The following is a 24,609-nucleotide window of genomic DNA, read 5'->3' as shown; positions in this document are numbered from 1 at the left end:
CCGAAACGGCGTGGAATCGATTCACCTCGCCGTAGGTTCTGTAGATGAGACAGACCGTGAGAAAGGCTGCCAGTCGTGTACGACCCGACGGATCTCTACCGGCTCGACGGTGACGTCCCCGAGCTGACCGATCCGGTGATGCTCTACCACTTCGAAGGCTTCGTCGACGCGGGCGGGGCCGGACGGCTGGCTCTGGGGCACCTGATGGCGGAGCTGGACCACCGGGTCGTGGCCACCTTCGACGTCGACCGCCTGATCGACTACCGCTCGCGGCGGCCGATCATGGTCTTCGACACCGACCGCTGGGTCGAGGCCGACATGCCGGAGTTGTCGCTCCACCTGGCCCACGACCTGACCGGCACCCCGTTCCTGCTGCTCACCGGCCCCGAGCCCGACCGCGAGTGGGAGCTGTTCACCGAGGCCATCGGCATGCTGGCGACCCGGCTGAACATCAGCAAGATGGTGACGATCCACGGCATCCCGATGGGCGTCCCGCACACCCGCCCGATCGGCCTGACCGCCCACGGCAGCCGCCCCGAGCTGATCAACGGCCAGGTGAGCCCGTTCGGCAAGGTCCAGGTCCCCGGCAGCGTGGCGGCCCTGCTCGAACTGCGCCTGGGCTCCAAGGGCCACGACGCCCTCGGCTACTCGATCCACGTCCCCCACTACCTGGCCCAGGCGGAATATCCCCAGGCCGCCGTGACCGCCCTTGAGGCGATCACGCGGGGCACCGGTCTGGTCTTCCCGATGGACGCCCTCCGCGACGCCGCCGACAAGACCACCGCCGAGATCGAGGAGCAGATCCAGGCCAGCGCCGAGTTGTCGGGCGCCATCGCGGGCCTGGAGCAGCAGTACGACGCCTTCACCGCCGGCAAGGACAACCTGCTGGCCGAGTCGACCCCCATGCCGACCGGCGACGAACTGGCCGCCCAGTTCGAGGCCTTCCTCGCGGAGCGCGACGACCGGGATGGCTGACGACATCAAGGTCGGGCTGGTCGGATACGGCCCGGCCGGCGAGTTCTTCCACGCGCCCCTGATCGCCGCCACCCCCGGCCTGCGGCTGGCCGCCGTGGTGACGGGCGACCCCGAGAAGGCGGCCCGCATCGGCCCCGGCGTGGCCGTGGTCCGGCACGCCGCCGACCTCCATCCCCTGGTCGACCTCGTCGTGGTCGCCTCGCCCAACCGCACCCACGTGCCGATCGCCGGGGAGGCGCTGCGCGCCGGCCTGCCGGTCGTGGTCGACAAGCCGCTGGCCGCCACCGCCGAGGAGGCGCTGGAGCTGGCCGCGCTGGCCCGCGAGCGGGGCCTGCTGCTGACGGTCTTCCAGAACCGGCGCTGGGACGGTGATTTCCTGACGATCGAGCGGCTCCGCCCCCGCCTGGGCGACATCCGGCGTTTCGAGTCGCGCTTCGAACGCTGGCGTCCAGTCCCGAAGGGCGGCTGGCGCGAGCAGGGCGGCCCGGAAGACCTCGCCGGTCTCCTCTACGACCTGGGCAGCCACCTGGTCGACCAGGCCCTTCAGCTGCTGGGCCCGGTGACCTCGGTCTACGCCGAGGCCGACATCCGGCGCGAGGGCGTGCGGGCCGACGACGACAGCTTCATCGCCCTCACCCACGCCAACGGCGCACGATCCCACCTGTGGGTGAGCGCGGTCGCCGCCGACCTGGGCCCCAGGTTCCGCGTGCTGGGCTCGGAGGCGGCGTACGTCAAGTGGGGCATGGACCCGCAGGAGGAACGCCTGAGGGCCGGCCGCAGCCCGGCCGAGCCGGGGTTCGGCGACGGCGAGCCCGGCTTCGTGGGCGACGAGCGGGTGCCGACTGAACCGGGGAACTACCGCGCCTTCTACGAGGGCGTGGTCCGGGCGCTGTGGGGCGAGGCCCTGCCGCCCGTGACCCCGGAGTCGGCGGCCGAGACCCTGACCGTCCTCAGGGCCGCCCGGGTCTCCGCCGACGAGGGCAGAGTGATCGCTCTCGCCTGACCTGGTCGGGTGGCCGGCCAGGCGGAGCCGTAACGGAGGAGGAGCTTTTTAGTCGCGCAGGCGTGATCGGAGGGCGGCGGTGTCGTCGTCGGTCCAGCCGTGTTCGGCGAGCCAGCCCATCGGGCCGCCGTAGCGGGTGTCGAGGATCTCCAGGAAGTGCTCGATGTACTCGGCGCGGGGGACGTGGCTGTCTGCGGGCTTGGAGTCGAGGTCGACGCGGTAGGTGTCGCTCGAGCGGAGCCGCTCCAGGATCGCCGCGATGCGCTCGCCGGTCGCCACGTAGTCGGCCACGATGGCCTCGCGGGTCACGCCGGCGACCTCTTCGGCCAGGGCGCAGAGCACGCCGGTGCGGTCCTTGCCGGCTGCGCAGTGGACCAGCGCGGCGCCGTCGCCGTGGGCCATCACGCGGAGCGCGGCCACCACGGAGTCGGGGCGGTCGCGCAGGTAGCCGTAGTAGTGGCCGGTGACGCGCAGTTCCGGGTCGAGGCGCTCGGCGTCGGCCCAGGGGAGGGCGCGTTCGTCGAGCTCCGCGATCTCGGCCTCGTCGGGGTCGTCGCTGGCCGCGTCGGTGAACAGGCCGCCCTCGGCGAAGAGCGTGTGGTGGTGGATCTCCACGGCCGCTTCGCCGGTGAGGGGGCCGGGGCCCTCCAGCCGGACCTCGGTGTTCGACCGCAGGTCGATGACGTGGCGCAGCTTCAGCTCCGCCACCAGCAGGTTCACGTCGGCCGGGGTGAGGCTCTGCAGGTTGTCGCCGCGCAGCACCTGGCCGGAACGGGTGACGCCGCCGTCAACGGTCGGCAGGCCCCCCAGGTCCCGGACGTTGACCGCGCCTTCGAGAACTATCCAACGCCCATTCTCATTCATCACTTATGAGCCTATCTGGTAGCTAATGTCAGTCACATGGCCCCTATATGAACCTTCCGTACCCCCTCAGCGGGGTGGTCTGGCCTGGTCGAGGGCCTCCTGGGCGCGGCGGGCGCCCGACTCGTTGCCCAGGTGCAGGTAGATGTCCAGGGCCTGGCGGGCGGGCGTGTAGGCCTCGGTCAGGCGGCCGGCCCTGATCAGCACCTCCGCCTCGGTGCGCAGGCACCGTGCCTGCCACCACCGGTCGCCCAGGGCCTCGAAGTCGTGGACGGCCCCGCGCAGCATCGCCACCGCCTCCTCGACCCGGCCCAGGCGTTCCAGCACCCGTCCCTCGCTCACCTCCGACCGGGCCACGCCCCAGGAGTCGCCCAGTTTGGCCAGCATCTCCTTGGCGTCGCGCACGTTGGCGTGCTCGGTGAGCATGTTCGAGGGGTCGCCGATCTCCCCGGCGGCGCGCAGGCTGCGGGCCTGCTCCCACTCCTCGCCCCGGTCGCGGAAGGAGCGGATGGCGAACCCGAGGGCGTTCCCGGCCAGGACGAAGTTGCGTTCGGCCGCGTGGGCGTCGCCCCGGGTCAGCAGCATCCGGGCCTCGGCGCCCAGCACCTCGCCCAGGGCCCGCTGGGTCTGCGCCTCGGAGTAGCGGTTGCCGGCCCGCTGGAAGGTGCCGAGCGCCTCCTCCAGCAACTCCCGGGCCTCGGTGTAGCCGCGCTGGGCCAGCCGGAGTTCGGCTAGGTTGCGCTGGGTGCGGGCGGTCCACCAGCCGTCTCCCCCGGCCTTGAAGGCGGTGATGGCGCCGATCAGGTACTCCTGGCCGCGGTCGAGGTGGCCGCTGGTGAACAGGGTCATGCCGACCGCGCGCATGGCGCGGGCCGCCCACCAGGCCTCGTTCTGCTCGGTCAGCAGGTCGAGGGCGCGCTGGGCGTCCTTCAGCGCCTCCTCCCCGCGCCCCACTCCCCCGGCGACGGCCGCGCGTTCGAGCAGGGCGATGCCGAGGGCGCGGGGGTCGTCCATCCGTTCGGCGGCCTCGCAGATGACGTCGGCGACGGCCTGCCAGTCGGACCAGTAGGCCCGCAACGAGTGGCACAGGGAGCAGAAGGCGCGGCCGATGCCCCAGGCCAGGTCCCACATCTCCTCCGCCTGGGCGGTCTGCACTGCCGACAGCAGCGACAGGCGTTCGGCGGAGAACCAGGTGCCCGAGGTGATCTCGGGGCTCTTCAGGACGCGGATGGCCGAGCCGGAGGCCTCGATGCGGGGCCAGGTGATCTCCTCAGCCGGGTGGGTGGTGGGGTGCGAACCAGGGCGGGGGCTCCAGTCCTGCGGCCAGCGGATGGCGGCGGCGGCCTCGGCGCGGCGGCGGTAGCCGTACAGGACCCGTTCCATGGCGGCGTGCCGGGCGGGGGCGTGGTCGGCGCGCTGTTCCTGGGCGAACAGGCGGACCAGGTCGTGGAGGCGGTAGCGGGTCTGGCCGGTCAGGTCGCGGCCGGTCACCTCGGCGAGATGGCTGGCCACGAGCGCCTCGATCTGGTCGGCGCCGTCGGTCTCGGAGACGTCGAGCAGGTCGCCGGCCACCCAGCCGGGCACGTCGGGGGCGGGGAAACGGGCCAGCAGGCGTAACAGGCGGCGCTGGGTGCCGGTGCACTCGTCGTAGGAGAGCTGCACCGAGGCCCGGACGCTCTTGTCGATCTCGCGGCCCACTTCGAGCTGGTCGAGGCGGCGGCGTTCGTCGTCGAGGCGGTCGTGCAGGTCGGAGAGGGACCAGTGGGTCCGGGTGGCCAGGCGGCCGCCGCAGATGCTGATGGCCAGGGGCAGCCGGTCGCAGGCCCGGACGATGCCGAGGGCGGCGTCGAGGTCGGCCGCCACCCGCTCCGATCCCGCCAGGCGGGCCAGCAGCTCGACGCCCTGGGCCTCGGTGAACGCCTGCAGCTGGGCGTCGTAGGTGTTGCGCAGCATCAGCGACTTGCGCGAGGTGACGATGACGGCGCAGCGCGGCTCGGTCGGGATCAGGTCCTTGATCTGGTCGCCGTCCTGGGCGTTGTCGAGGAAGATCAGCAGGCGCCGGCCGGTGGTCCACGTCCACCAGAGTTTCTGCAGTTCCCGCAGGCTGCCGACGTCGGTGGTGAGGCGGGCGCCCAGCGCCCGCAGGAAGGCCATCAGCACCTCCTCCGGCCGCACCGCGCCGTCGGCGCCGCGCAGGTCGAAGTAGAGCTGGCCGTCGGGGTAGCGGCCGATCATCTCGTGGGCGAACCGGGAGGCCAGCGCCGACTTGCCGACGCCGCCCTGGCCGTAGAGGGACGCCACGATCGGGGAGTCGCCGTCGCGTCGCGCGAACAGCTCGCGCAGCTCGGCCAGGATGTCGGCGCGGCCGGTGAAGTGGGCGATGACCGGCGGCAGCTCGGCCGGGACGGGCGTGCCGCCCGCTTTGGCCCCGCGCTCGCGGCGGCCGGACGGGTCGGCGGTGGCCCAGGCGAGCACCCCGGCGAGCGCGGCGGCCACCCCGGTGATGCCGAGCCCGGCCGCGACCGGGAGGTCCCAGATGTTGGTGACGGCCGCCATGGCGCTGGCGACGGCGGCCACGATGCCGACGGCGGCGGGGGCGGCGACGGACGAACGGCGCTTCGACGGCAGGCGGTCGTCGTCGTCGCGGGGAGCTTCCGACATCCTGGGGGTCCCCTCACGAAAGTGATCTAGTCAGGATTCAAGCACGCCTGTCACCATTCATCCGCAACCAACCGTCTCCTGGGCCAAATGGCCGTAATGTATGGCGTCTCAGAGATCGAACGTTCAGGGGAGAGGGATGTCGCGGCCGGTCGTCCGGGTGATCGTTCTGATATCGGTGCTGGTCGCGGGATTAGTCACCCCCGCGCAGGCCGAGGCCGCGCCGAAGACCCACCTGGTGGGCACCTGGTCGGCCGCGACCGACCGGCTGCCGACGGCGATCGGCGGGCAGACCGTGCGCATGATCGTCCGGCTCTCCGCGGGCGGCTCGGGCCTGCGCATCCGGCTCTCGAACCTGTACGGTTCGGCCCCGGTCGTCCTGCGGTCGATCCACGCCGGCCTCCAGGCCTACGGCGCGGAGATCGAGACCGGCACCAACCAGCCGGTGCTCTTCGGCCGCCGGAACTACGTCCGCATCCCGGCCGGCAAGGCGGTGTGGAGCGACCCGCTGCCCAAGCGCTACGCGGCCGGGAGCGACCTGGTCGTCAGCGTGTTCGTGCCGGGCACGCACACGCGCGTGACGGGCCACGAGAGGGCCTACGCGACCACCTTCCTGTCCGACCCGGGCGACCACGCCGCCAAGGACGACGCGTGGAAGTTCAGCTACACCAGCACGCAGTGGTACTTCCTGGACCGCGTGGCCGTCACCGCGCCCGCGAAGGTGCCCGCGATCGTGGCCATCGGCGACTCGCTCACCGACGGCGCGGGGCAGCCCACCGACTCCAACCGCCGCTGGACCGACTTCCTCAGCAAGCGGCTCGGGGGCCGGGCCTCGGTGCTGAACGTGGGCATCTCGGGCAACCGGCTGCTCCAGCCGGTGACCGGCGCGAGTGTGGTGCAGCGGTTCCACCGCGACGCCCTCGGCCAGCCGGGGGTGAAGACGGTCGTGGTGTTCTCCGGCATCAACGACATCTGCAAGGGCGACTACACCTCGGCGGCGCCGCTGATCAACGCGTACAAGAGCCTGATCCGGCTGGCCCACCGGCAGAAGGTGCGCGTCGTCGGCGCCACGCTGACCCCCTTCTACGGCTACCCCGCGTGGACCGAGGAGCGGGAGGCGGTGCGGCAGCAGGTGAACCGGTGGATCCGCACCAGCGGGGCGTTCGACGCCGTGGTGGACTTCGACGCGGCGCTGCGCGACCCGGCGTACCCGGACCAGCTGCGCGCCTCCTACGATTCGGGGGACCACATCCACCTGAGCGACGCGGGCCGACGGAAACTGGCCTATTCGATCCGGTTGTCCCAGATCGTCTGAGACATCCGGTTCACCATCGGGCCACCGCGCATTCAGCGCCGCGTCACCGGGTTTCGCCACGCTTTCGCGCATGCACAACAGGACCCTCCTCACCGGCGCGCTCGTCGCGGGGCTGCTCGCCGCCACCCCCGCGGCGGCGACCCCCCACAAGGGCATCACGCTGCAGTTCCTCGGCCGGTACACCACCGGCGCCTTCGACGCCGGCGCGTCGGAGATCACCGCGTACGACGCGAAGACCCGCCGGGTCTTCGTCGTCAACGCCCAGGACGGCACCGTGGACGTGCTCGACATCCGCGACCCGAGGGCCCCCAAGAAGGCCGGCACCCTGCAGACCCCCGGCGCCAACAGCGTCGCCGTCAAGAACGGCCTCGTCGCCGTCGCCCAGCAGGCCGACGACAAGACCAAGCCGGGGACGGTCGGCCTCTTCTCGGCCGCCACCCTGAAGAAGCTCCGGTCGGTGACCGTCGGCGCGCTGCCCGACATGCTGACGTTCACCCCCGACGGCTCGAAGGTGCTCGTCGCCAACGAGGGCGAGCCGTCCGGCTACTGCGACGGCGACGTCGACCCCGAGGGCTCGATCAGCATCGTGGACGTCCGCCGCGGGTCGGTGAAGACGGCCGGCTTCACGGCGTACATCGGCAAGGAGGACCGGCTCCGCGCCCAGGGCATCCGAATCTACGGCCCCAGGGCCAACGCCGCCCAGGACTTCGAGCCCGAGTACATCACCACCGACAGGCACGGGCGCACCGCCTGGGTCTCGCTCCAGGAGAACAACGCCCTCGCCATCGTCGACCTGCGCTCCGGCCGGGTCGAGGACGTCGTGCCGCTGGGCCTGAAGGACCACAACCGCCCCGGCGGCGGCCTGGACGCCTCCGACAAGGACGGCAGGATCAACATCGTGCCGCGTCCGGTCAAGGGCATGTACCAGCCCGACGCGCTGGCCTCCTACGAGTCACACGGCCGCACCTACCTCGTGACCGCCAACGAGGGCGACGCCCGCGACTGGGAGTGCTTCGCCGAGGAGGTCCGCGTCAAGGACCTCAAGACGACCCTCCCCGACGCCCTCAAGGCCGACGCCGAGCTCGGCCGCCTGACCGTCACCTCGACCTCGCCGAAGAACGCCGAGGGCGTCACCACCGAACTGCACGCCATCGGCGCCCGCTCCGTCTCCGTCCGCGACGCCGAGGGCCGCCTCGTGTGGGACTCGGGCGACCAGATCGAGCGGCTCGTCGCCAAGGAGCTCCCGGCCGAGTTCAACGCCGACCAGGAGAACAAGACCTTCGACTCCCGCAGCGACAACAAGGGCCCCGAGCCCGAGGGCGTGGCCGTCGGCGACGTCCGGGGCCGCACCTACGCCTTCGCCGGCCTGGAGCGCGTCGGCGGCGTCGTCGCCTTCGACGTGACCGACCCCCGCCACCCCGAGATCGCCGACTACGTGAACAGCCGGAACTTCGCCGGTGACGTGGAGGCCGGCACCGGCGGCGACTCCGGCCCCGAGGGCGTGCTGTTCGTGCCCGCCTCCGACAGCCCGACCCATAGGCCGCTACTCGTGGTGGGTCACGAGATTTCCGGTACGACGGCGATCTACGAGATCCGCTGACGGTCTACCGTTTGGGGCATGGTGACCCCGCTCGACCCCGGCGACCCGCACTCCCTGGGCGAATACCGGCTGACCGGACGCCTCGGGGAGGGCGGGCAGGGGGTCGTCTACCTGGGGGTCTCCCCCTCGGGGGCCCACGTGGCGGTGAAACTGCTGCGCGGGGCCGACGACGGCGTCCGGCATTCGCTGGCCCGGGAACTGGCCGCCCTGCGTGACGTGGCGCCCTTCTGCACGGCGCGGGTGCTGGCCGCCGACGTGGCCGGGCGGCGGCCCTATGTGGTTTCGGAGTACGTCGACGGCCCCTCGCTGCAGGAGCGGGTCTCCTCCTCCGGGCCCCTGACGGGCGGGGAGCTCGACCGGCTCGCCGTGGGGACGGCGACCGCACTGGCGGCCATCCACGCGGCCGGGGTGGTGCACCGGGACTTCAAGCCGGGGAACGTGCTGCTGGGCCCCGACGGGCCCCGGGTGGTCGACTTCGGCATCGCCCGGCCGAGCGAGAGCGAGACCATCACCGGCGGCCCCATCGGGACCCCCGCCTACCTGGCCCCCGAGCAGATCGCGGGACACCCGGCGTCGGCGGCCTCCGACGTGTTCGCGTGGGGGGCGACGATCGTCTACGCTGCGACGGGCCGCGCGGCCTTCGGCTCCGACTCGGTGGCCTCGGTGCTGCACCGCATCATGACCGTGGACCCCGACGTGTCGGGGGTGCCCGCGCCGCTGCGTGGGCTGGTGGCGCGGTGCGTGAGCAAGGATCCGGCGGGACGTCCGACGGCCCGGGACGTGCTGCTGACGCTGGTGGGCGCGGCCCCCGACCCGCTACGCGCGGGCGAGGCGGCGGCCGGGGGCGGGCCGGGCGACCTCCGTGGTTCGAGTGATCCGGCGCCCCACCTCTGGGCCGACGACCCCGATAGGCGGCGGTTCACCCAGCCGCCCGCCTGGGCGGGACACCCGACGCAGGATGGCGTCCCCTCCGGCGCTGCCGAGCGGCCCTCGACTCCCGGCAACCGGAAGGCGCTCGCGTTCGCCTTCGCCGCGCTCGGGGCGGCGCTGTTCGCGGTGGCGGTCATCGTCGTCCCGCCGCTGCTCGCGCCCGGCCAAGAGGATCCGGAGACGACCACGGTCAGGTCGACGCTCACCCCTGAGGCCCAGTCCGGCGAGACGCCGACGGGCTCGGGCCTTCCGGAGGCCTTCGACGGCAGGTGGGAGGGGCACATCGTGCCGTCCAACCCCGTCATGAGCGAGCACGACATCTCCATCGACCTCGACGCGGGCGAGACCACCGGCAAGTGGTCCGAGGACCCGTGCGAGGGCACCCTGACGCTCACGAGGGCGTCGGCCGAGTCGGCCGAGTTCCGGCTCGACGGGCTGGGCGGTCAGTGCGTGCCGGGGAACGTGGTGCTGACCCTGAAGGGCGACCAGGCCGAGTACGTCTGGAACGACGACCTCGGCCTGCTCTCCTACACCGGAACGCTGACGCGCGGATAGTCACCCGAGCCGCTCGGCGAGTTCGGTCAGGCTGTCGACGATCATGTCGGCCTTCGCGGCGTCGTCGCGGCGGGCGTGCAGGTACCCCCACGGCCCACGCCGCAGCAGCGCCGTCTTCATCCCGGCCGCCAGGGCGGGCAGGACGTCGTTGTCCATCCGGTCGCCCACGTAGAGGATCTCCTCCGGCGCGTGGCCCGTCACGGCCAGGACCTTGCCGAAGAACTCCGGGGCGGGCTTGGAGACGCCCCACCCGGCGCTCGTGTAGATGCCGTCGTGGGGCAGGTCCATGGCCACGAGCTGGTCGTAGGCCTGGATGGGCTGGTTGCCCGCGATGACGACCTGGTAGCCGGCGTCGCGCATCGCGGCCAGCGACGACCTCACGTCGGGGTAGAGGTCGTCGGCGTCGAAGTTCTCGCGCAGGCCGTTGGGGTCGTCCTTCTTCCACGCGGCCAGTTCGGCGGAGATGTCGCGACCGGGGGCGACCAGTTCGAACGCCTGGCGGTAGGACCCGCCGGTGGCCGCCATCGCGCCCAGGGCGCCCATGAAGGTCAGCGGCGTCACGCCGAGACGTTTGGACCAGCGCCACCAGATGCGCGACTCGTCGATCAGGGTCTCGCCGACGTCGAGCACCACGGAGCGGATCGTCATAGCTGGGCCATCGCCTTTCTGATGCGTTTCTCCGACACGGGGGTCGGGGTGCCCAACTGCTGGGCGAAGAAGCTGACCCTGAGTTCCTCCAACATCCACCTGATCTCGCCCACCGCTGGGGCGGTGCGCCGGGCCGGGGGCAGGCCCGCGACCAGGTCGCGGTAGTCGTCTTCGAGGTCGTGGAGCTGGTGCATCAGGGTGCGGTCGCGGTGGACGTCGTCGGGCAGCTTCTCCAGCCGCCGTTCGACGGCCCGCAGGTAGCGGTGCAGGTCGGGGAGGCGGCGGTAGCCGGTCTCCAGGACGAAGCCCGGGTAGACGAGCGAGGAGAGCTGGTCGTTGACGTCGGCCACGATGTCGGGCGGGCCCTGGAGCCGGTTCTGGACGGCGTGCCAGACGCCGAGCACCTTCTCCACCCTCGTGACCGTCTCCCAGGTGACGCTGTAGAGGTCGGCGCGGACCTGGTCGAGCAGGGCGGTGAAGGCCAGTTCGTCCCAGGCGGGGCCCTTGGCGTCGGCGATGAGCTTGTCGGCGGCGCAGGCGACGCAGTCGTCGAACAGGGCGGGGGCGCCGCCGTGGGGGCTGCGGGAGAGCGACAACTTCTCGGCCGTCGACAGGCCGCGCAGGATCTGCTTGGCGGGGTTCACCACGTTGAGCAGCACCAGGCGGCGGGTGCCGGCCCACATGGCGCGCTCCTGTTCGGCCGCCGTCTCGTACATGCGGACCGCGACGCTGGTCGTCTGGTCGGTCAGCGCCGGGTAGGCCTTGAGGCGGCCCTGTTCGAAGACCTTCGGGAGGGTGCCGATGGTCCACGACGTCAGGCCGGTCCGTTCGAGGGTGTCGGCGGCCTCCGACAGAGTCTCGCGGATCTTGGGGGCGAGGCGGCGTTTCAGGCCCTGGAGGTCCTTGTCCTCGGCGACCGTGCGGCGGTTGTCGTCGACGACCCGGTAGGTGACCCGCAGGTGGTCGGGCAGCGCCTCGACGTTCCACGCGTCGCGGGGCACGGCGACGCCCGTCTGCCGCAGCAGCTCCCGTTCGAGGGCGTCGAGCAGGGGCTCGCTACCGGGTTTCACCTGGGCGAGCACGGCCTTGGCGTAGTTGGGGGCCGGCACGAAGTTGCGGCGCAGGTGCTTGGGCAGCGACCGGATCAGGGCAGTGACCAGTTCCTCGCGCAGGCCGGGGATCTGCCAGTCGAGGCCCGCGTCGGTCACCTGGTTGAGCACCGACAGCGGGACGTGGACGGTCACGCCGTCGGCCTCGGTGCCGGGTTCGAACTGGTAGGTCAGCCGCATCCGGTGGCCGCCCTGGCGGACGGCGTCGGGGTAGTCCTGGGCGGAGACGCCGGAGTTCTCGTTGACCAGCATCTCGGGCGTGAAGGTCAGCGACGACTTGTCGGGCTGCTTCTTCCACCACGCGTCGAAGTGGGCGCCGGAGACCACGTCGTTCGGAATGCGCTGGTCGTAGAAGTCGAAGAGGGTCTCGTCGTCGACGACGATGTCGCGGCGGCGGGCCTTCTCCTCCAGTTCGGCGGCCTCGGCGAGCAGTTTGCGGTTCTCGTGGAAGAAGCGGTGGTGGGTGCGCCAGTCGCCCTCGACCAGGGCGTTGCGGATGAACAGCTCGCGGGCCAGCTCGGGGTCGATGCGGCCGTAGTTGACCTTGCGCTCGGTGACGATCGGGACGCCGTACAGGGTGACCTTCTCGTAGGCCATCACGGCGGCCTGGTCCTTCTCCCAGTGCGGTTCGCTGTAGGTGCGTTTGACCAGGTGCTGGGCCAGCGGCTCGATCCACGACGGTTCGATCTTGGCGTTCACCCGCGCCCACAGGCGGCTCGTCTCGACGAGTTCGGCCGACATGACCCACTGGGGCTGCTGCCGGGCCAGCGCCGAGCCGGGGAAGATGGCGAAGCGCGCGTTGCGGGCGCCGATGTACTCGGTCATCGGGCGGCGGCCGCCCGGTTGGTCCTTCTTCGCGACGTCCTTCACGCCGATGTGCGAGAGCAGTCCGGCGAGCAGCGACAGGTGCACCCGCTGCGGGTCGGCGTCGGCCGTGTTGAGCACCACGCCCAGGGTGCGGGCGACCGAGCGGAGCTGGGCGTCGATGTCCTGCCATTCGCGCACGCGCAGGTAGTTGAGGTATTCGGCCTTGCACAACCGCCGGAACGCGCTCGACGACAGCTCCTTCTGCTGTTCGCGCAGGTAGCGCCACAGGTTCAGATAGGTCAGGAAGTCGGATTCCTTGTCGGCGAACCGGCGGTGCTTCTCGTCGGCGGCCTGCTGCTTGTCGGCGGGGCGCTCGCGCGGGTCCTGGATCGACAACGCCGCCGTGATGATCATCACTTCGCGGGCGCAGCCGTTGGTCTGGGCCTCCAGGACCATCCGAGCCAGGCGTGGGTCGACCGGGAGCTGGGCGAGCTTGCGGCCCATCGGGGTGAGGCCCTTGGCGTCGAGGGCGCCGAGCTCCTGGAGGAGGTTGACGCCGTCTTTGACCTGGCGCTGGTCGGGCGGCTCGACGAACGGGAACGCCGAGATGTCGCCCAGGCCCAGGCTGGTCATCTGGAGGATGACGCTGGCCAGGTTGGTGCGCAGGATCTCGGGGTCGGTGAACTCGGGGCGTCCGGTGAAGTCGTCCTCGCCGTAGAGGCGGATGCAGATGCCGTCGCTGGTACGCCCGCAGCGGCCCTTCCGCTGGTTGGCCGACGCCTGGGAGATCGGCTCGATCGGCAGCCGCTGCACCTTCAGCCGGTGGCTGTAGCGGGAGATGCGGGCGGTGCCGGGGTCGATGACGTATTTGATGCCCGGCACGGTCAGCGAGGTCTCGGCGACGTTGGTCGCCAGCACGATCCGTCGGCGCGACCCTCGCTGGAAGACCTTGTGCTGCTCGGCGGCCGACAGGCGGGCGTAGAGGGGCAGGACCTCCTCGCGGCGGCCCTTCAGCGCCTCGGCGGTGTCGCGGATCTCGCGTTCGCCGCTGAGGAAGACCAGGATGTCGCCCGGCCCCTCGGCGACCAGTTCGTCGACGGCGTCGACGATGGCCTGGGTCTGGTCGTCCTGCTCGTCTTCGATCGGGCGGTAGCGGACCTCGACCGGGTAGGTTCGGCCGCTGACCTCGATGATCGGGGCGTCGTCGAAGTGGCGGGAGAAGCGTTCGGGGTCGATGGTCGCCGAGGTGATGACGACCTTCAGGTCGGGGCGCTTGGGGAGCAGCTGCTTCAGGTAGCCGAGGATGAAGTCGATGTTGAGGCTGCGCTCGTGGGCCTCGTCGATAATGAGGGTGTCGTACTGGCTGAGAAAGCGGTCGGTCTGCATCTCGGCCAGCAGGATGCCGTCGGTCATCAGCTTGACCAGCGTGTTGTCGCTCGACTGGTCGGTGAACCTGACCTTGTAGCCGACGGCCCCGCCCAGCTCGATGTTCAGCTCTTCGGCGATGCGCTCGGCGACGGTGCGGGCGGCCAGGCGGCGTGGCTGGGTGTGCCCGATCTGCCCCTGTACGCCCCTCCCCAGCTCCAGGCAGATCTTGGGAAGCTGGGTGGTCTTGCCCGACCCGGTCTCCCCCGCGACGATCACGACCTGGTTGTCGCGGATGGCGTCGAGCAGGTCGTCTTTGCGCTGGCTGACCGGAAGTTGCGCAGGGTAACCGATCGCCGGCATCGCCTCGCGGCGGGCGGCGACCCGTGCCTCGGCGGTCTCGACTTCGCCGGACAGTTCGGTGAGAATCTTCTGGCGGGCCTTGGGGTCGCGTACCTTGCGCACGCCGTCGACACGGCGGCGCAACCGCCGCTGGTCGCGCAGCATCAGGCCGGACAGGCGGGTCTGGAGATCGGAGAGCGTGTTCATCCCATCCTCAAGGATAGGCAGCTTGCCCGGCCCTCCAGCCAATGGTTTTTACCCGGCGTACTTGTAACCCACGTTACGCACCGTGACGATCCGGCCGGCGTGGCGTCCCAGCTTGCGGCGCAGGCGCAGGATGTGGACGTCGACCGTCCGGGCGCCGGCGTCGTCGTAGCGGTCCCAGACGGCGGCCAGGAGCTGGCGGCGGTTGTAGACGCGGCCCGGGGCGGCGGCCAGGTAGTCGAGCAGCTCGAACTCCCGGTAGGTCAGGTCGATCTCGGCGCCGTCGGCGGTGACGGTGCGGCTGTCGCGGTCGATCTCGATCTCGCGCGCGGGACGGGGGACCTTGCCCGTGTCGCCGACCAGGTAGCCGACGACGACCAGGGAGGCGCCCGTCTCCGGCACGGGGATGACGCCCAGCACGGCGCCTTCGCCGGGGTCGGCTCCGGCCGTGTCGCGCTGGCGAGCCATGAGATCGATGACTGTCGCATGGGTCATGGTCGTCTCCTTTCCTCGTCGTTGCCGACAACAATACCACCTATACAAGTAGGAATTAAGGGTTGGAGGGCCGGGCATGTGCGGCACTTTGGCGGGTAGCACTGCGCGCGTGAAGACGATCGCTGTTGTCGCGCATCAGAAGAAGACGCTCGGCGGGGGTCTCGACCGCCTCCGGTCGCTGCTGGCCGAGCACCATGACGGTGAGCTGCTCTGGTACGAGGTGCCGAAGAGCAAGAAGGCCCCCAAGGCCGCCAAGGACGCTCTCAAGAAGGGCGCCGAGCTGGTCTTCGTGTGGGGCGGCGACGGGACCGTGCAGCGTTGTGTCGACGTGCTGGCCGGGTCGAAGGCCGCGGTGGCCGTCGTGCCCGCCGGCACCGCCAACCTCCTGGCCCACAACCTGGGCGTGCCCGCCGACCTCGAAGAGGCGGTCCGGATCGGGTTCCACGGCCGGCGCGAACGGCTCGACCTGGGCCGGCTCAACGGCGAGCACTTCGCCGTGATGGCCGGGGCCGGGTTCGACGCCGAGATGATCGCCGACGCCGACCGGGGCCTGAAGGAGCGCATGGGCAAGCTCGCCTACTGGTGGACGGGCCTGCGGCACGCCGGGTCGAGCGTGGTCGCCACGACCATCGACCTCGACGGCGAACGGTGGTTCGAGGGCGACGCGTCCTGCGTGCTGTTCGGGAACGTCGGCACGGTCGGGGGCGGCATCGAGGCCTTCGACGACGCCAAGCCCGACGACGGGTGGCTGGAGGTCGGCGTGTCCACGGCCAAGGGGCCGATCGAGTGGGCGCGCACCCTCGGCCAGATGTCGACCGGACGGTCGGACGAGTCGCCGTTCCTGCGCATCACCCGGGCGCGCAAGGTGACGGTCCGGTTCGCGGAGCCGACGACGTACGAGATGGACGGCGGCGCCCGCGGGCGGGCCGACAAGCTCAAGGTCAAGGTCGTGCCGAAGGCGATCACCTTCTGCGTGCCGGAGGCGGCGCCCTACGCGAAGAGCGCGTGACGACCCTGCGGGGTGCTGCCTGGCCTCCAGGTCAGCACCCCCGGTGCTGTCACCTCACGTAATAAGGGCCCGGCCGGCTCCATCTGGCCGGGGCCCCGGATCAGCCCCTCGTCCGGCGCGACCCGGACGCCCGCTTCGGCGTCGCCGACCGGCGTGTGGTGCCCCCGGCGGAGCTCGCGGTGCGGCGCGCGGCCGACTGCGAACCGGTCGCCGGAGTGCCGTTCGAGCGGCCGGCCGAGTTCCGGGCGGAGCCGGCCGACCGCGACGTCCGCGCGGCCGGAGTCGAGCGGCCCGAGGTCGAGCGGCTGGCCGAGGTTCCGTTCGAGCGGCCGGACGACGTGCCGTTCGAGCGCGTCGTGGAGGTGCGGGAGGTCGTGCCGGAACGCGGCGTGGACGTCCGCGAGCTCCCGGTCGAGCGTGCGACGGGAGTGCGCGAGGTCCTGGCCGCACCTGCGGTCGCCCGCCCTGTCGTCGAACGGCCGGTGGTCGCGCGCGACGTGGTGGTCCCTGAGGTGCCCGTGCGAGAGGCGCCGGTCGTGCGGGAAGTGCCGGTGCGAGAGGTGCCGCTCGCACGGGAAGTGCCGGTGCGAGAGGTGCCCGTCGCGCGGGAAGTGCCGGTGCGAGAGGTGCCCGTCGAGCGGGAAGCGCCGGTCGCTCGGGTCGTGCCCGTGCGGGAGGTGCCGGTCGTGCGGCTTCTCGACGTGCCGGATGTGGCGGCTCGGCGGGAGGTCGTGGTGCCGGACCGGGACGACGTGCCGCGGTTCGGGGTGGTCGCGGCGGACCTGCGGGCGGCGCTGCGAGTCGCGCCCGTGGTGGCGCGGGCGACGCGGGGCTTCGCCGCGGTCGTGGTGGTGCGGCGCGACGTGGTGCGGCGGGTGGTGGTGCGCGGCTTCGGGGCCATGGTCTCCTCGGCGGCCAGGGCCGCGCCGACGATGCCGGCCTCGTTCAGGAGCATGGCCGGGACGACCGGGGTGCGCAGGTCGACCATGGGCAGGTACTTGTCGCTCTTCTTGCTGATGCCGCCCCCGATGACCATCAGGGCGGGAGTGAAGAGCATTTCCATGTGGCGCAGGTACTGACCGATGCGCTTCGCGAATTTCTGCCATGACATGTCGCGTTTGTCGCGGGCGGCGTCGGACGCCCTCGACTCGGCTTCCTTACCTTTGAGCTCGAGATGGCCGAACTCGGTGTTGGGCACCAGCTTGCCGCCCACGAAGAGGGCGCTGCCGATGCCGGTGCCGATGGTGAGGACCAGGACGACGCCCTGGTTGTTCTTGCCCGCGCCGAAGGCCATCTCCGCCAGACCGGCGGCGTCGGCGTCGTTGATGACCATGACGCTGTCGAGGTTCCTGCCGAACAGCTTGTTGGCGTTGACGCCGATCCACGACTTGTCGACGTTCGCGGCGGTCCGGATCTCTCCGTCGACCACCACTCCGGGGAACGTGATGCCGACCGGCCCGGTCCACTCGAAGTGGTCGACGAGTTTGGCCACGACCTCCGCGATCGCCTTCGGCGTTGCCGGCTGCGGGGTCGGAATTCGGTGGCGCTCCGCCGTGAGTTCGCCCGTTTTCGTGTCAACGGGCGCGCCCTTGATTCCGGAGCCGCCGATGTCGATGCCGAGAACGTTCATACTCGGAGCGTTACCCGGAGGAATCACCCTCATTCCCCCATACCGGCGTCTCTAGCTCGGGCAACGGCCGCCGCGCGGTCGGTCACGCCGAGTTTTGTGAAGATGTTGGAGACGTGATTTCTGACGGTTTTCTCGCTGAGGACGAGCTTTCTGGCGATGGCGTGGTTCGTCAGCCCGCGCGCGAGGAGGGTGAGCACCTCCGATTCGCGTTCGGTCAATTCCGGGAACGGCCTTGACCTTTTCGATGGCTTCGAAAGCGCGGCCAGCACGCGGGTTCCGGCACCGTGGCCGAACACGACCTGCCCGGCGGCGACCGCGGCGACCGAGCGGGCGATCTCCTCGGGGGTGGCCTCCTTCAGCAGGTAGCCGCGCGCCCCGGCCCGGACCATGTCGTGGATGGTGGTGTCGTCGCCGAGCATCGTCAGGGCGAGCACCGCCACGCCGGGCAGCTCCGCCACAATGACGCGGGTCGCCTCGATCCCGCTCATGCCGGGCAGGTGCAGGTCCATCAGCACGACGTCGGGCCGGGTCTCGCGGGCTAACTCGACGGCGTGCTCTCCCGTCGCGGCGTGCCCGGCGACCTCCACGCCGTCGAGGTCGCCGAGCAGGGCGACCAGGCCGTCGGCGAACATCGGGTGGTCTTCGACGACGAGGACCTTCATCGCTCCCCCCAGGGCAGGACGACGCGGACGGACGTGCCGCCACCGGGCTCGGTGACCAGGTCGAACGTGCCGCCGAGGTCGGTGGCGCGGCGGCGCATCGACGACAGCCCGACCCCGGGCCGCACCGGCTCGGGCAGTCCGGAGCCGTCGTCGTCGATCCGGAGTCGCAAGCCACCTTCGCAGACGTCCAGCTCGATGGCGCAGCACGACGCGCCCGAATGGCGGGCGGCGTTGTTCAGCGCCTCCGCGGCGATCCGGTAGGCGGCCAGTTCGACGGCGGCCGGCAGCACCGGCGGCGTGCTCCCCGTCCGCACGACGACGGCCAGCCCGCCGGCGAACCGCCCGGCCAGTTCCTCCAGCGCGCCGGTCAGCCCGAGGTCGTCGAGGGGCGGCGGGCGCAGGTCGTTGACGATCGCCCGGACGTTCACCACGGTCGCCCTGATCTGGGTCGCCAGCCCGGCCAGCAGCTCCGCCGCCTCGGGGACCTGGCGGCGGCCCCGGTCGGCCTGGAACGCCAGGGCGGCCAGGGTGGGGCCGACGCCGTCGTGGAGCTCGTGCATGAGGCGGGCGCGCTCCTCCTCGCGGGCCGCCAGCAGCCGCCGGTGCGACCGTTCGAGGTCGGCGGCCAGGCGGTGGGCCCGCACGGTCACCGCGATGTGCGGCGCGAGCTCGGCCAGCACCGTCCGGTCGCGGCGGCGCAACGGCTCGCCGACCACGAGCGTGCCGGTCTCCGCGCCCCGGTGCCGCAGCGGGACCCGTTCGAGCGGTCCGCCGGGCTCCCCCCAGGCCGCGACGACCACGCCGTCCTCCTCGACCGCGACATACCGGACCCGCAGCGCCCGCCCCAGCGACTCGGTGACCTGTCCGAGCAGCTCGGAGGGGTGCCCGGCGCCCGCCAGCCGGTCGCCGAGCCGGCGCAGGGCGGCCACCGGGTCGTCGCGCTCGCCGAAGACCACCTGGTTGGCCCGCCGGTGGATGCTCGTGTACGCCGGATGCGCCAGCACCGCCGCCGCGGCCAGGGCCAGCGGGGAGAGGTTGCCGAGCAGGAGGGCGGCGGCGGCGTACACCACCACGAGGGTCACCACCAGGGCGGCGACGCTGAGCGTGCGGGCCAGCAGCAGGTCGATGTCCCACAGCCGGTGCCGCAGGACCGCGACGGCGAGCGCCACCGGCAGCGGGACCGGCGCGAGGACGATCAGCGCGGGGCTGTCCAGCACCGGCGGCGCGGCCGCCGCGACCACCGCGAGCGTCAGCAGACCACCCGCCAGCACCCACTGCACCTGCCGCCTGACCTCCCCCGACGCCCGCCGGTAACGCCAGACGAGCGACCCGATCGCGGCCACGGCGGCGGCTAGCCCGAGCACCTGCCCGGCCGTCCCGAGCACCGGCGACAGTTGCCCGAACGGCGGCACGATCCCCGTGTAGCCGGGCGGGAACAGGTGCGGCACGTCGACGTCGCGCGCCGGGAGCAGCGCCCAGCCCAGCGTGCCGGCGACCATGGCGGCCACCGCCAGCGCCGCCACCGGCCACCAGCGGCGCGAGGGCAGCCGCCCGTCGGGCAGGAACAGCGGGAACAGCGTCGGCACGGCCAGGTAGGGCGGCACCCACAACCAGTTCGACACCCACATCAGCTCGTCGTCGAACGGCAGCGCCCGGTCGTTGATCCCGACGAGCCCGTAGACGCCGGCGGCCAGCGAGAACCCCTGCGCGAACCCGACCGCCAGCAGCAGCCACCCGACCCGCAGCTCGGGCCTGCGGGTGACCACGAACGCCCCCGGCACCCCGAACGCGACCGCCGTGACCGCCCGGAACGCGTCGAACCGCTCGACGAACCCCGCCACCCCCAGCTCCCGCAGCGTGGGTTCGACGGCGAGCGCCCCCGCCACGAACAGCAGGATCAGCCCGGCGACCGCGAACCCCGAATCGCCCAGGATGCGTCTGTTCCTGCTGTTCCTGCTGTTCATCCGGCACATCGTCGCATCCGGGACGTCCCGGCGTCATGGGACGAGAAGTCCCGGGTCAGACGTGATCAGGGACTCATGCGCGGGCTCGCCGGGGCGCCCCAGGGTGGGCCCATGACGACGAGACCCCTCTCCGGCGGAACACCGGCCCCCTCCTTCGGGCAGGGGGCATGACGTCGTCCTCCGAGAAGCTCACCCCGTTCGCCGTGGCGGGAGCGGTGAGCGCGCTCGGCTGGTTCGGTCTGGGGGCCGAGTCGGTGGTCCGGCCCGAACCGGCGGACTTCCGCGACGCCCTGGTCCTGGTGCCGTGGACGCTGCTGACCGTGACGCTACTTGGGGTGCACCTGGCGCAGCGCGACCGGACCGGACGCGGCGGCCTCGCCGGGCTCGCCCTCATCGTGACGGGGGCGGCGGTCGCCATCGCCGGGAACGTGGGGCTGGTGCTCGGCACCGAGGCGCTGACGTTTCTGTCGTTCCCGGTCGGTCCGCTGGTGTTCTGCGCCGGGCTGGCGGTGTTCGGCGTCGCCACCTGGCGGGCGGGGGTGTTCCCCCGGTGGACGGCGGCGCTGATCGCGACGAGCGAGGTCATGACGACCACGCTGGGGGTGGCCCTGGCGGTCTGGGTGCCGGTGAGCGCCCACGGGAGCTACACGGGCGGGTTGTGGCACGGCGTGACCATGCTCGCCGTGGCCGTGGGGCTGAGGCGGGTGCGGCCGGCCACGTCATGAGACGTCCGGCGTCGAGAGGGACGCCCGAGACGACTCGTCGCGGCGGTCCGGCGCGCGGCCGGCCGGCGCCGCTCACGGGGGCCCGCCCCGGGCGGCGGGCGGTGCGGGGGTGGGCGAAGCCGTAACGGAAAGGCATTTGACGCAGCACGGGGCCGCAGAGAAGGCGACATTCGGGCGTCCGCCCGATATCTCGGCATATCGTCCCGCTCGCGGCTTCGGTGGAGCCTCGGCCGGGAACGGCGGAAACCGCCGGATGTCGAACCGGCGGTTTCCTTCATCGCGGGTTCGCCCGGCCCCGAGACCGGGCGAACCCGCCGCTTACACGTAGACGCCGAACTCCCAGAGCGAATAACCCCACGGTGTGCCGCGCTGGGTCATCTCGACGCGGACGTATCGGGCCGTCGCCGTCAGGTTCAGGCTGTCGAAGCCGCCGTCGCCCGTCGTCGTCGCGTAGGACTCGGTCCACGTCGTGCCGTTGGTGCTGGTCAGGACGCGGTAGGACGTGCCGAACGCGCCCTCCCAGGCCAGTTGCACGTGCTTCACCGCCTGGTTGGAGCCCAGGTCGACCTGGATCCACTGCGGGTCGGCCCACTCGCTGGCCCAGCGGGAGGTGTAGCTGCCGTCGGTGGCCCGGGCGGCGTTGAAGGGGCCGCCGTCGCCGGTCGCCTGGAAGGTCGAGGCCGTCGTGGTCTTGCCGACCGCCACGTTGGTGCCGGGGGCGACGGGCGGCACGACGCGGAACGACTTCGTCTCGATGCCGACGTTGCCGTGGCCGTCGTAGGCGTACACGTACACCTTCCAGACGCCCATGGCCTGCGGCGCGGTCACCGAGAAGCGGCCCGGCGCGGTCTCGGTGAACCGCACGTGGTCGAAGCCGCGGTTCCCGTTGACGTGCTTGTTGGAGAACATCAGGTTGTAGCGGATCAGGTCGCCGTTCGGGTCGGTGACGCCGGTCTCCACGACGAACTGCGAGCCCGCGGGGACGGCCGTCTGGTTCTGGACCGTCATGGAGTTGATCTCCGGCGGGGTGTTGGCCGAGGCCGTGCCCGTGTACGCCCGCTTCAGCGAGTGGTAGCCGTGCCGCCGCCAGCCGCCCGTGAGGGTGTTGAGCCACACGCCGCCGAAGTCGTTCTCCAGGCCGTAGTGGAACTGGGTGGCGCCCAGCGCCACGCCGGTGTGGTTGTGGATGGCGTTGTAGCTGGCGGTGTACATGTCGCGCTTCTGCAGGTCGGTCGGCTCGGTCGGCACCCCGTTGACGTCGTTGGGCACCTCCCACTCGCCGTCGGGCCCGGCCTCGGTGACGATGTAGGGCTTGGTGTAGCCGCCGTTGATCCAGTCGGTGTGGACGGTGTGGATCGCGCCGTAGGAGTTGACCGCCAGCAGGTCGAGGGCCGGCGAGTGGGCCTTGTAGTAGGTCCAGGCGAAGGTGTAGGCGTCGGTCGAGGTCACCGGGTGGTTCGGGTCGGCCGCCTTGATGGCGACGGCGACCTCGTTGACGAACTGGGCGTAGGCGACGCGCCGGGCCTCGACGGTGGCGGCGGGCAGGCCGTGGTCCTGCATCGTCAGGATGACCTCGTTGCCGACGTCCCACATCAGCACGCCCTGGCGGCCCTTGAGCGCGTTCACGCGGGCCACGATCTCGGCCTTCACGGCGGTCTTGTACGCCGTGTCGTTCACGTAGTCGGCGCCCTGGTTCAGCCAGTGGCCGACGATCACCTTGATGCCGTGCTGGGCGGCCTTGTCCAGCAGCGCCGGGGTGTTGTCGTCGACACCCCAGATGCGGATCGTGTTGACGCCCATGTTCTTCAGGTCGCGCATGTAGCCGTCGCCGGCGCCCTGCGGCGGGCCGTACGTGAGGCCCTTGACCTCCCACGGCTGGCCGTTCACCTGGAGCTGCCAGTTGCCCTGGGTGCCCGTCACCCGCACGACCGACGGCCCGGCGGGGGTGGGCGGGTCGGTCATCGCGGCCGGGGTGGCGCCGGTCTGGCGGGCGACCTGGACCCAGTCGACGCTCAGCACGCCCCCCGGCGTGGTCGCGGCCGTCGGGGTGGTCTGACCGGCCAGCGCGTTCGGCAGCGAGCCGCCGATGGCCAGGTCGAAGCGCAGGTAGAAGCCATGGTGAACGGCCGCCTGCCAGGCCGCCACGCCGACCTGGGACTCCCTGACGACCCAGGTCTGCCGGCCGTCGAGGTAGAAGCGGATCTCCTCGTCGGTCTTGGTGCGGTCGATGATCTGCGTGTACTCGTGGTAGCCGGTCTGGCAGCCGGTGCACGACGCGAAACCGCTGGTCCTGCCGTCGTACTCGTTGCAGACGCCGCCGGGCGCGGTGCCGCAGTGGAGGGTCTGGGCGAGCTGGCTGCGGCCGTTGACGTTGGTCATGATGTCGGTCTCGCCGACGCCGGGCCAGTTGGTGTAGGTGCCCCGGTAGGCGGCTCCCGTGGCGCGGAAGCCGGGCCAGTAGCCGAGGGCGTTGGCGACGTCGGGCTGCTTGAGGCGGGCGCTGAAGCGCAACATCTGGCCGGGCTGGGGGGCGAAGTCGGTGCGCTGGGTCTCGACGCGGCCGGAGGTCCAGTTGCCGGCGCCGTCCCGCAGCGCCCTGATCTCCAGGAAGCCCTGGCCGTTCAGCGACACGTTGGCCGTGGAGGCGCTCATGGTCTCGACCTCGCCGGTGCCCCAGTTGGCGGCGCCGCCGGGGTAGGAGGTGCCGGTGCGCAGCAGCCAGTTGGCGGCCGACGGGGAGGTGCCGGAGCCGCCGGCGAAGTCGTCGCGCCAGACCTCGGTCCAGTCTCCCGGCTGTTCCGGTTCCTGAGTGCCTCCATCGCCCGAGTAGACCGCCATCTCCCACAGGCTGTAGCCCCAGCCGGAGTTGCGGGCGGTGCCGTGCATGCGGATGTAGCGGCCGGTCCCGCTCACGTCGATCGTCTGGGTGCCGCCGGCGCCCGTCGTGGTGCTGTGCAGGTCGGTCCAGGTCGTGCCGTTGACACTCGACTGGATCTTGTACGCCGTCGCGTACGCCCCCTCCCAGGTCAGCACCACCTTGCAGACCGGCAGGGACGAGCCGAGGTCGACCTGCACCCACTGCGGGTCGCTGTAGGCGCTGGACCACCGGGTGGTCGCCGAGCCGTCGAAGGCGGCGCTGGCCGGGGTGCCGGCGTTCTCGATGCTGGAGGCCGTCGCGGTCTTCCCCTGGGCGACGTTGGCGGTCCCGCAGGCGCCTCCGGGGCCGCCGGTCCCGCCGCCCGGCCCGAAGACCTGGAACTCCCAGAGGGAGTAGCCGTAGCCGGTGCCGCGCTGGGTGCCGTAGAGGCGGACGTAGCGCCCGGAGCCGGTGACGTCGAGCGTCTGGACGCCGCCCGTGCCGGTCGTGGTGGTGTAGACGTCGGTCCAGGTCGTGCCGTTGGTGCTGGTCTGGATGGCGAAGGAGCGGCCGTAGGCGGCCTCCCAGTGCAGGACGACCTGGCTGATCTGCTGGGTGGAGCCGAGGTCGGCCTGGATCCACTGCGGGTCGCTGAAGTCGGAGGCCCACCGGGTGGTGAGGTCGCCGTCGAAGGCGGCGGCCGGGCCGAAGGCCCCGCCTTCGGAGGAGGAGGCGGTCGCGGGTTTGCCCTGCGAGATCGGCGGGTCGGCGGCCGCCGCCGGTGAGGTGACGGCCAGCCCGGACGCGACGAGCGCGACCAGGGTGGCGATGAACAGGCCTAAGCGGGACACGGCCGCTCCTTGGGGGGTGAAGGGCTTCGCGGTTGGAGAGCGCT

Annotated in this window: 16 protein-coding genes; 7 read left to right on the top strand and 9 right to left on the bottom strand. The window is 71.8% G+C overall.

Going from position 1 to position 24,609, the window contains the following annotated elements; all coding sequences use genetic code 11:
• Positions 1 to 75 precede the first annotated feature (75 nt).
• Positions 76 to 975, top strand: coding sequence for a proteasome assembly chaperone family protein (locus GT755_RS07475; protein WP_161478976.1), 900 nt, complete (start codon positions 76 to 78; stop codon positions 973 to 975).
• Positions 968 to 1,978 carry a Gfo/Idh/MocA family oxidoreductase gene (locus GT755_RS07470; RefSeq protein WP_161478975.1) on the top strand — a complete coding sequence of 337 codons (1,011 nt, stop codon included), beginning with the start codon at positions 968 to 970 and terminating at the stop codon, positions 1,976 to 1,978. The genes GT755_RS07475 and GT755_RS07470 overlap by 8 nt, the downstream gene beginning before the upstream one ends.
• A gap of 48 nt (positions 1,979 to 2,026) precedes the next feature.
• Here the strand turns inward: GT755_RS07470 and GT755_RS07465 are convergent, their stop codons facing one another.
• Together GT755_RS07465 and GT755_RS07460 are read right to left on the bottom strand one after the other, a co-directional pair.
• Positions 2,027 to 2,842: a tyrosine-protein phosphatase gene (locus GT755_RS07465; RefSeq protein ID WP_161478974.1), complete on the bottom strand. Its 816-nt coding sequence runs from the start codon at positions 2,840 to 2,842 to the stop codon at positions 2,027 to 2,029.
• A gap of 66 nt (positions 2,843 to 2,908) precedes the next feature.
• Positions 2,909 to 5,500, bottom strand: coding sequence for an ATP-binding protein (locus GT755_RS07460; RefSeq protein WP_161478973.1), 2,592 nt, complete (start codon positions 5,498 to 5,500; stop codon positions 2,909 to 2,911).
• Positions 5,501 to 5,657: 157 nt separating this feature from the next.
• Here GT755_RS07460 and GT755_RS07455 point away from each other — a divergent pair, with 157 nt between their 5' ends.
• The 3 genes from GT755_RS07455 (at position 5,658) to GT755_RS07445 (ending at position 9,897) form a co-directional block, all read left to right on the top strand.
• On the top strand, positions 5,658 to 6,812 hold the full coding sequence (locus GT755_RS07455) for an SGNH/GDSL hydrolase family protein (protein ID WP_161478972.1): 1,155 nt from the start codon (positions 5,658 to 5,660) through the stop codon (positions 6,810 to 6,812).
• A gap of 70 nt (positions 6,813 to 6,882) precedes the next feature.
• Positions 6,883 to 8,412: a choice-of-anchor I family protein gene (locus GT755_RS07450; RefSeq protein WP_161478971.1), complete on the top strand. Its 1,530-nt coding sequence runs from the start codon at positions 6,883 to 6,885 to the stop codon at positions 8,410 to 8,412.
• Positions 8,413 to 8,430: 18 nt separating this feature from the next.
• Positions 8,431 to 9,897, top strand: a complete 1,467-nt coding sequence (locus GT755_RS07445; RefSeq protein ID WP_161478970.1) for a serine/threonine-protein kinase — start codon at positions 8,431 to 8,433, stop codon at positions 9,895 to 9,897.
• Here GT755_RS07445 and GT755_RS07440 read toward each other — a convergent pair whose 3' ends face one another.
• The 3 genes from GT755_RS07440 to GT755_RS41005 are packed head-to-tail and all read right to left on the bottom strand — an operon-like array spanning position 9,898 to position 14,867.
• On the bottom strand, positions 9,898 to 10,545 hold the full coding sequence (locus GT755_RS07440) for an HAD family hydrolase (RefSeq protein ID WP_161478969.1): 648 nt from the start codon (positions 10,543 to 10,545) through the stop codon (positions 9,898 to 9,900).
• Positions 10,542 to 14,375 (bottom strand): ATP-dependent RNA helicase HrpA, encoded by a 3,834-nt coding sequence (gene hrpA / locus GT755_RS07435; RefSeq protein WP_161478968.1) that lies wholly within the window; start codon positions 14,373 to 14,375, stop codon positions 10,542 to 10,544. The genes GT755_RS07440 and hrpA overlap by 4 nt, the downstream gene beginning before the upstream one ends.
• A 48-nt stretch (positions 14,376 to 14,423) precedes the next feature.
• Positions 14,424 to 14,867 (bottom strand): winged helix-turn-helix domain-containing protein, encoded by a 444-nt coding sequence (locus GT755_RS41005; RefSeq protein WP_328794230.1) that lies wholly within the window; start codon positions 14,865 to 14,867, stop codon positions 14,424 to 14,426.
• Between the two features lie 109 nt (positions 14,868 to 14,976).
• Between GT755_RS41005 and GT755_RS07425 the strand changes: the two genes are divergently transcribed.
• Positions 14,977 to 15,876 carry a diacylglycerol/lipid kinase family protein gene (locus GT755_RS07425; protein WP_285583245.1) on the top strand — a complete coding sequence of 300 codons (900 nt, stop codon included), beginning with the start codon at positions 14,977 to 14,979 and terminating at the stop codon, positions 15,874 to 15,876.
• A gap of 100 nt (positions 15,877 to 15,976) precedes the next feature.
• Here the strand turns inward: GT755_RS07425 and ppgK are convergent, their stop codons facing one another.
• The 3 genes from ppgK to GT755_RS07410 are packed head-to-tail and all read right to left on the bottom strand — an operon-like array spanning position 15,977 to position 20,132.
• Positions 15,977 to 17,506 (bottom strand): polyphosphate--glucose phosphotransferase, encoded by a 1,530-nt coding sequence (gene ppgK, locus GT755_RS41000; protein WP_202609750.1) that lies wholly within the window; start codon positions 17,504 to 17,506, stop codon positions 15,977 to 15,979.
• 29 nt (positions 17,507 to 17,535) lie between these two features.
• On the bottom strand, positions 17,536 to 18,168 hold the full coding sequence (locus GT755_RS07415; RefSeq protein ID WP_161478965.1) for a response regulator transcription factor: 633 nt from the start codon (positions 18,166 to 18,168) through the stop codon (positions 17,536 to 17,538).
• Complete coding sequence (locus GT755_RS07410; protein ID WP_161478964.1) at positions 18,165 to 20,132, bottom strand: sensor histidine kinase; 1,968 nt, start codon at positions 20,130 to 20,132, stop codon at positions 18,165 to 18,167. The genes GT755_RS07415 and GT755_RS07410 overlap by 4 nt, the downstream gene beginning before the upstream one ends.
• 167 nt (positions 20,133 to 20,299) lie before the next feature.
• Between GT755_RS07410 and GT755_RS07405 the strand changes: the two genes are divergently transcribed.
• Positions 20,300 to 20,857, top strand: coding sequence for a hypothetical protein (locus GT755_RS07405; RefSeq protein ID WP_161478963.1), 558 nt, complete (start codon positions 20,300 to 20,302; stop codon positions 20,855 to 20,857).
• Positions 20,858 to 21,175: 318 nt separating this feature from the next.
• Here the strand turns inward: GT755_RS07405 and GT755_RS07400 are convergent, their stop codons facing one another.
• Positions 21,176 to 24,565, bottom strand: a complete 3,390-nt coding sequence (locus GT755_RS07400) for a discoidin domain-containing protein (RefSeq protein ID WP_161478962.1) — start codon at positions 24,563 to 24,565, stop codon at positions 21,176 to 21,178.
• Between the last annotated feature and the right edge of the window lie 44 nt (positions 24,566 to 24,609).

It is taken from the genome of Herbidospora solisilvae (assembly GCF_009901565.1).
In the GTDB taxonomy this organism is placed as follows: Bacteria; Actinomycetota; Actinomycetes; order Streptosporangiales; family Streptosporangiaceae; genus Herbidospora; species Herbidospora solisilvae.
This window is presented reverse-complemented; position numbering and strand designations above follow the sequence as displayed.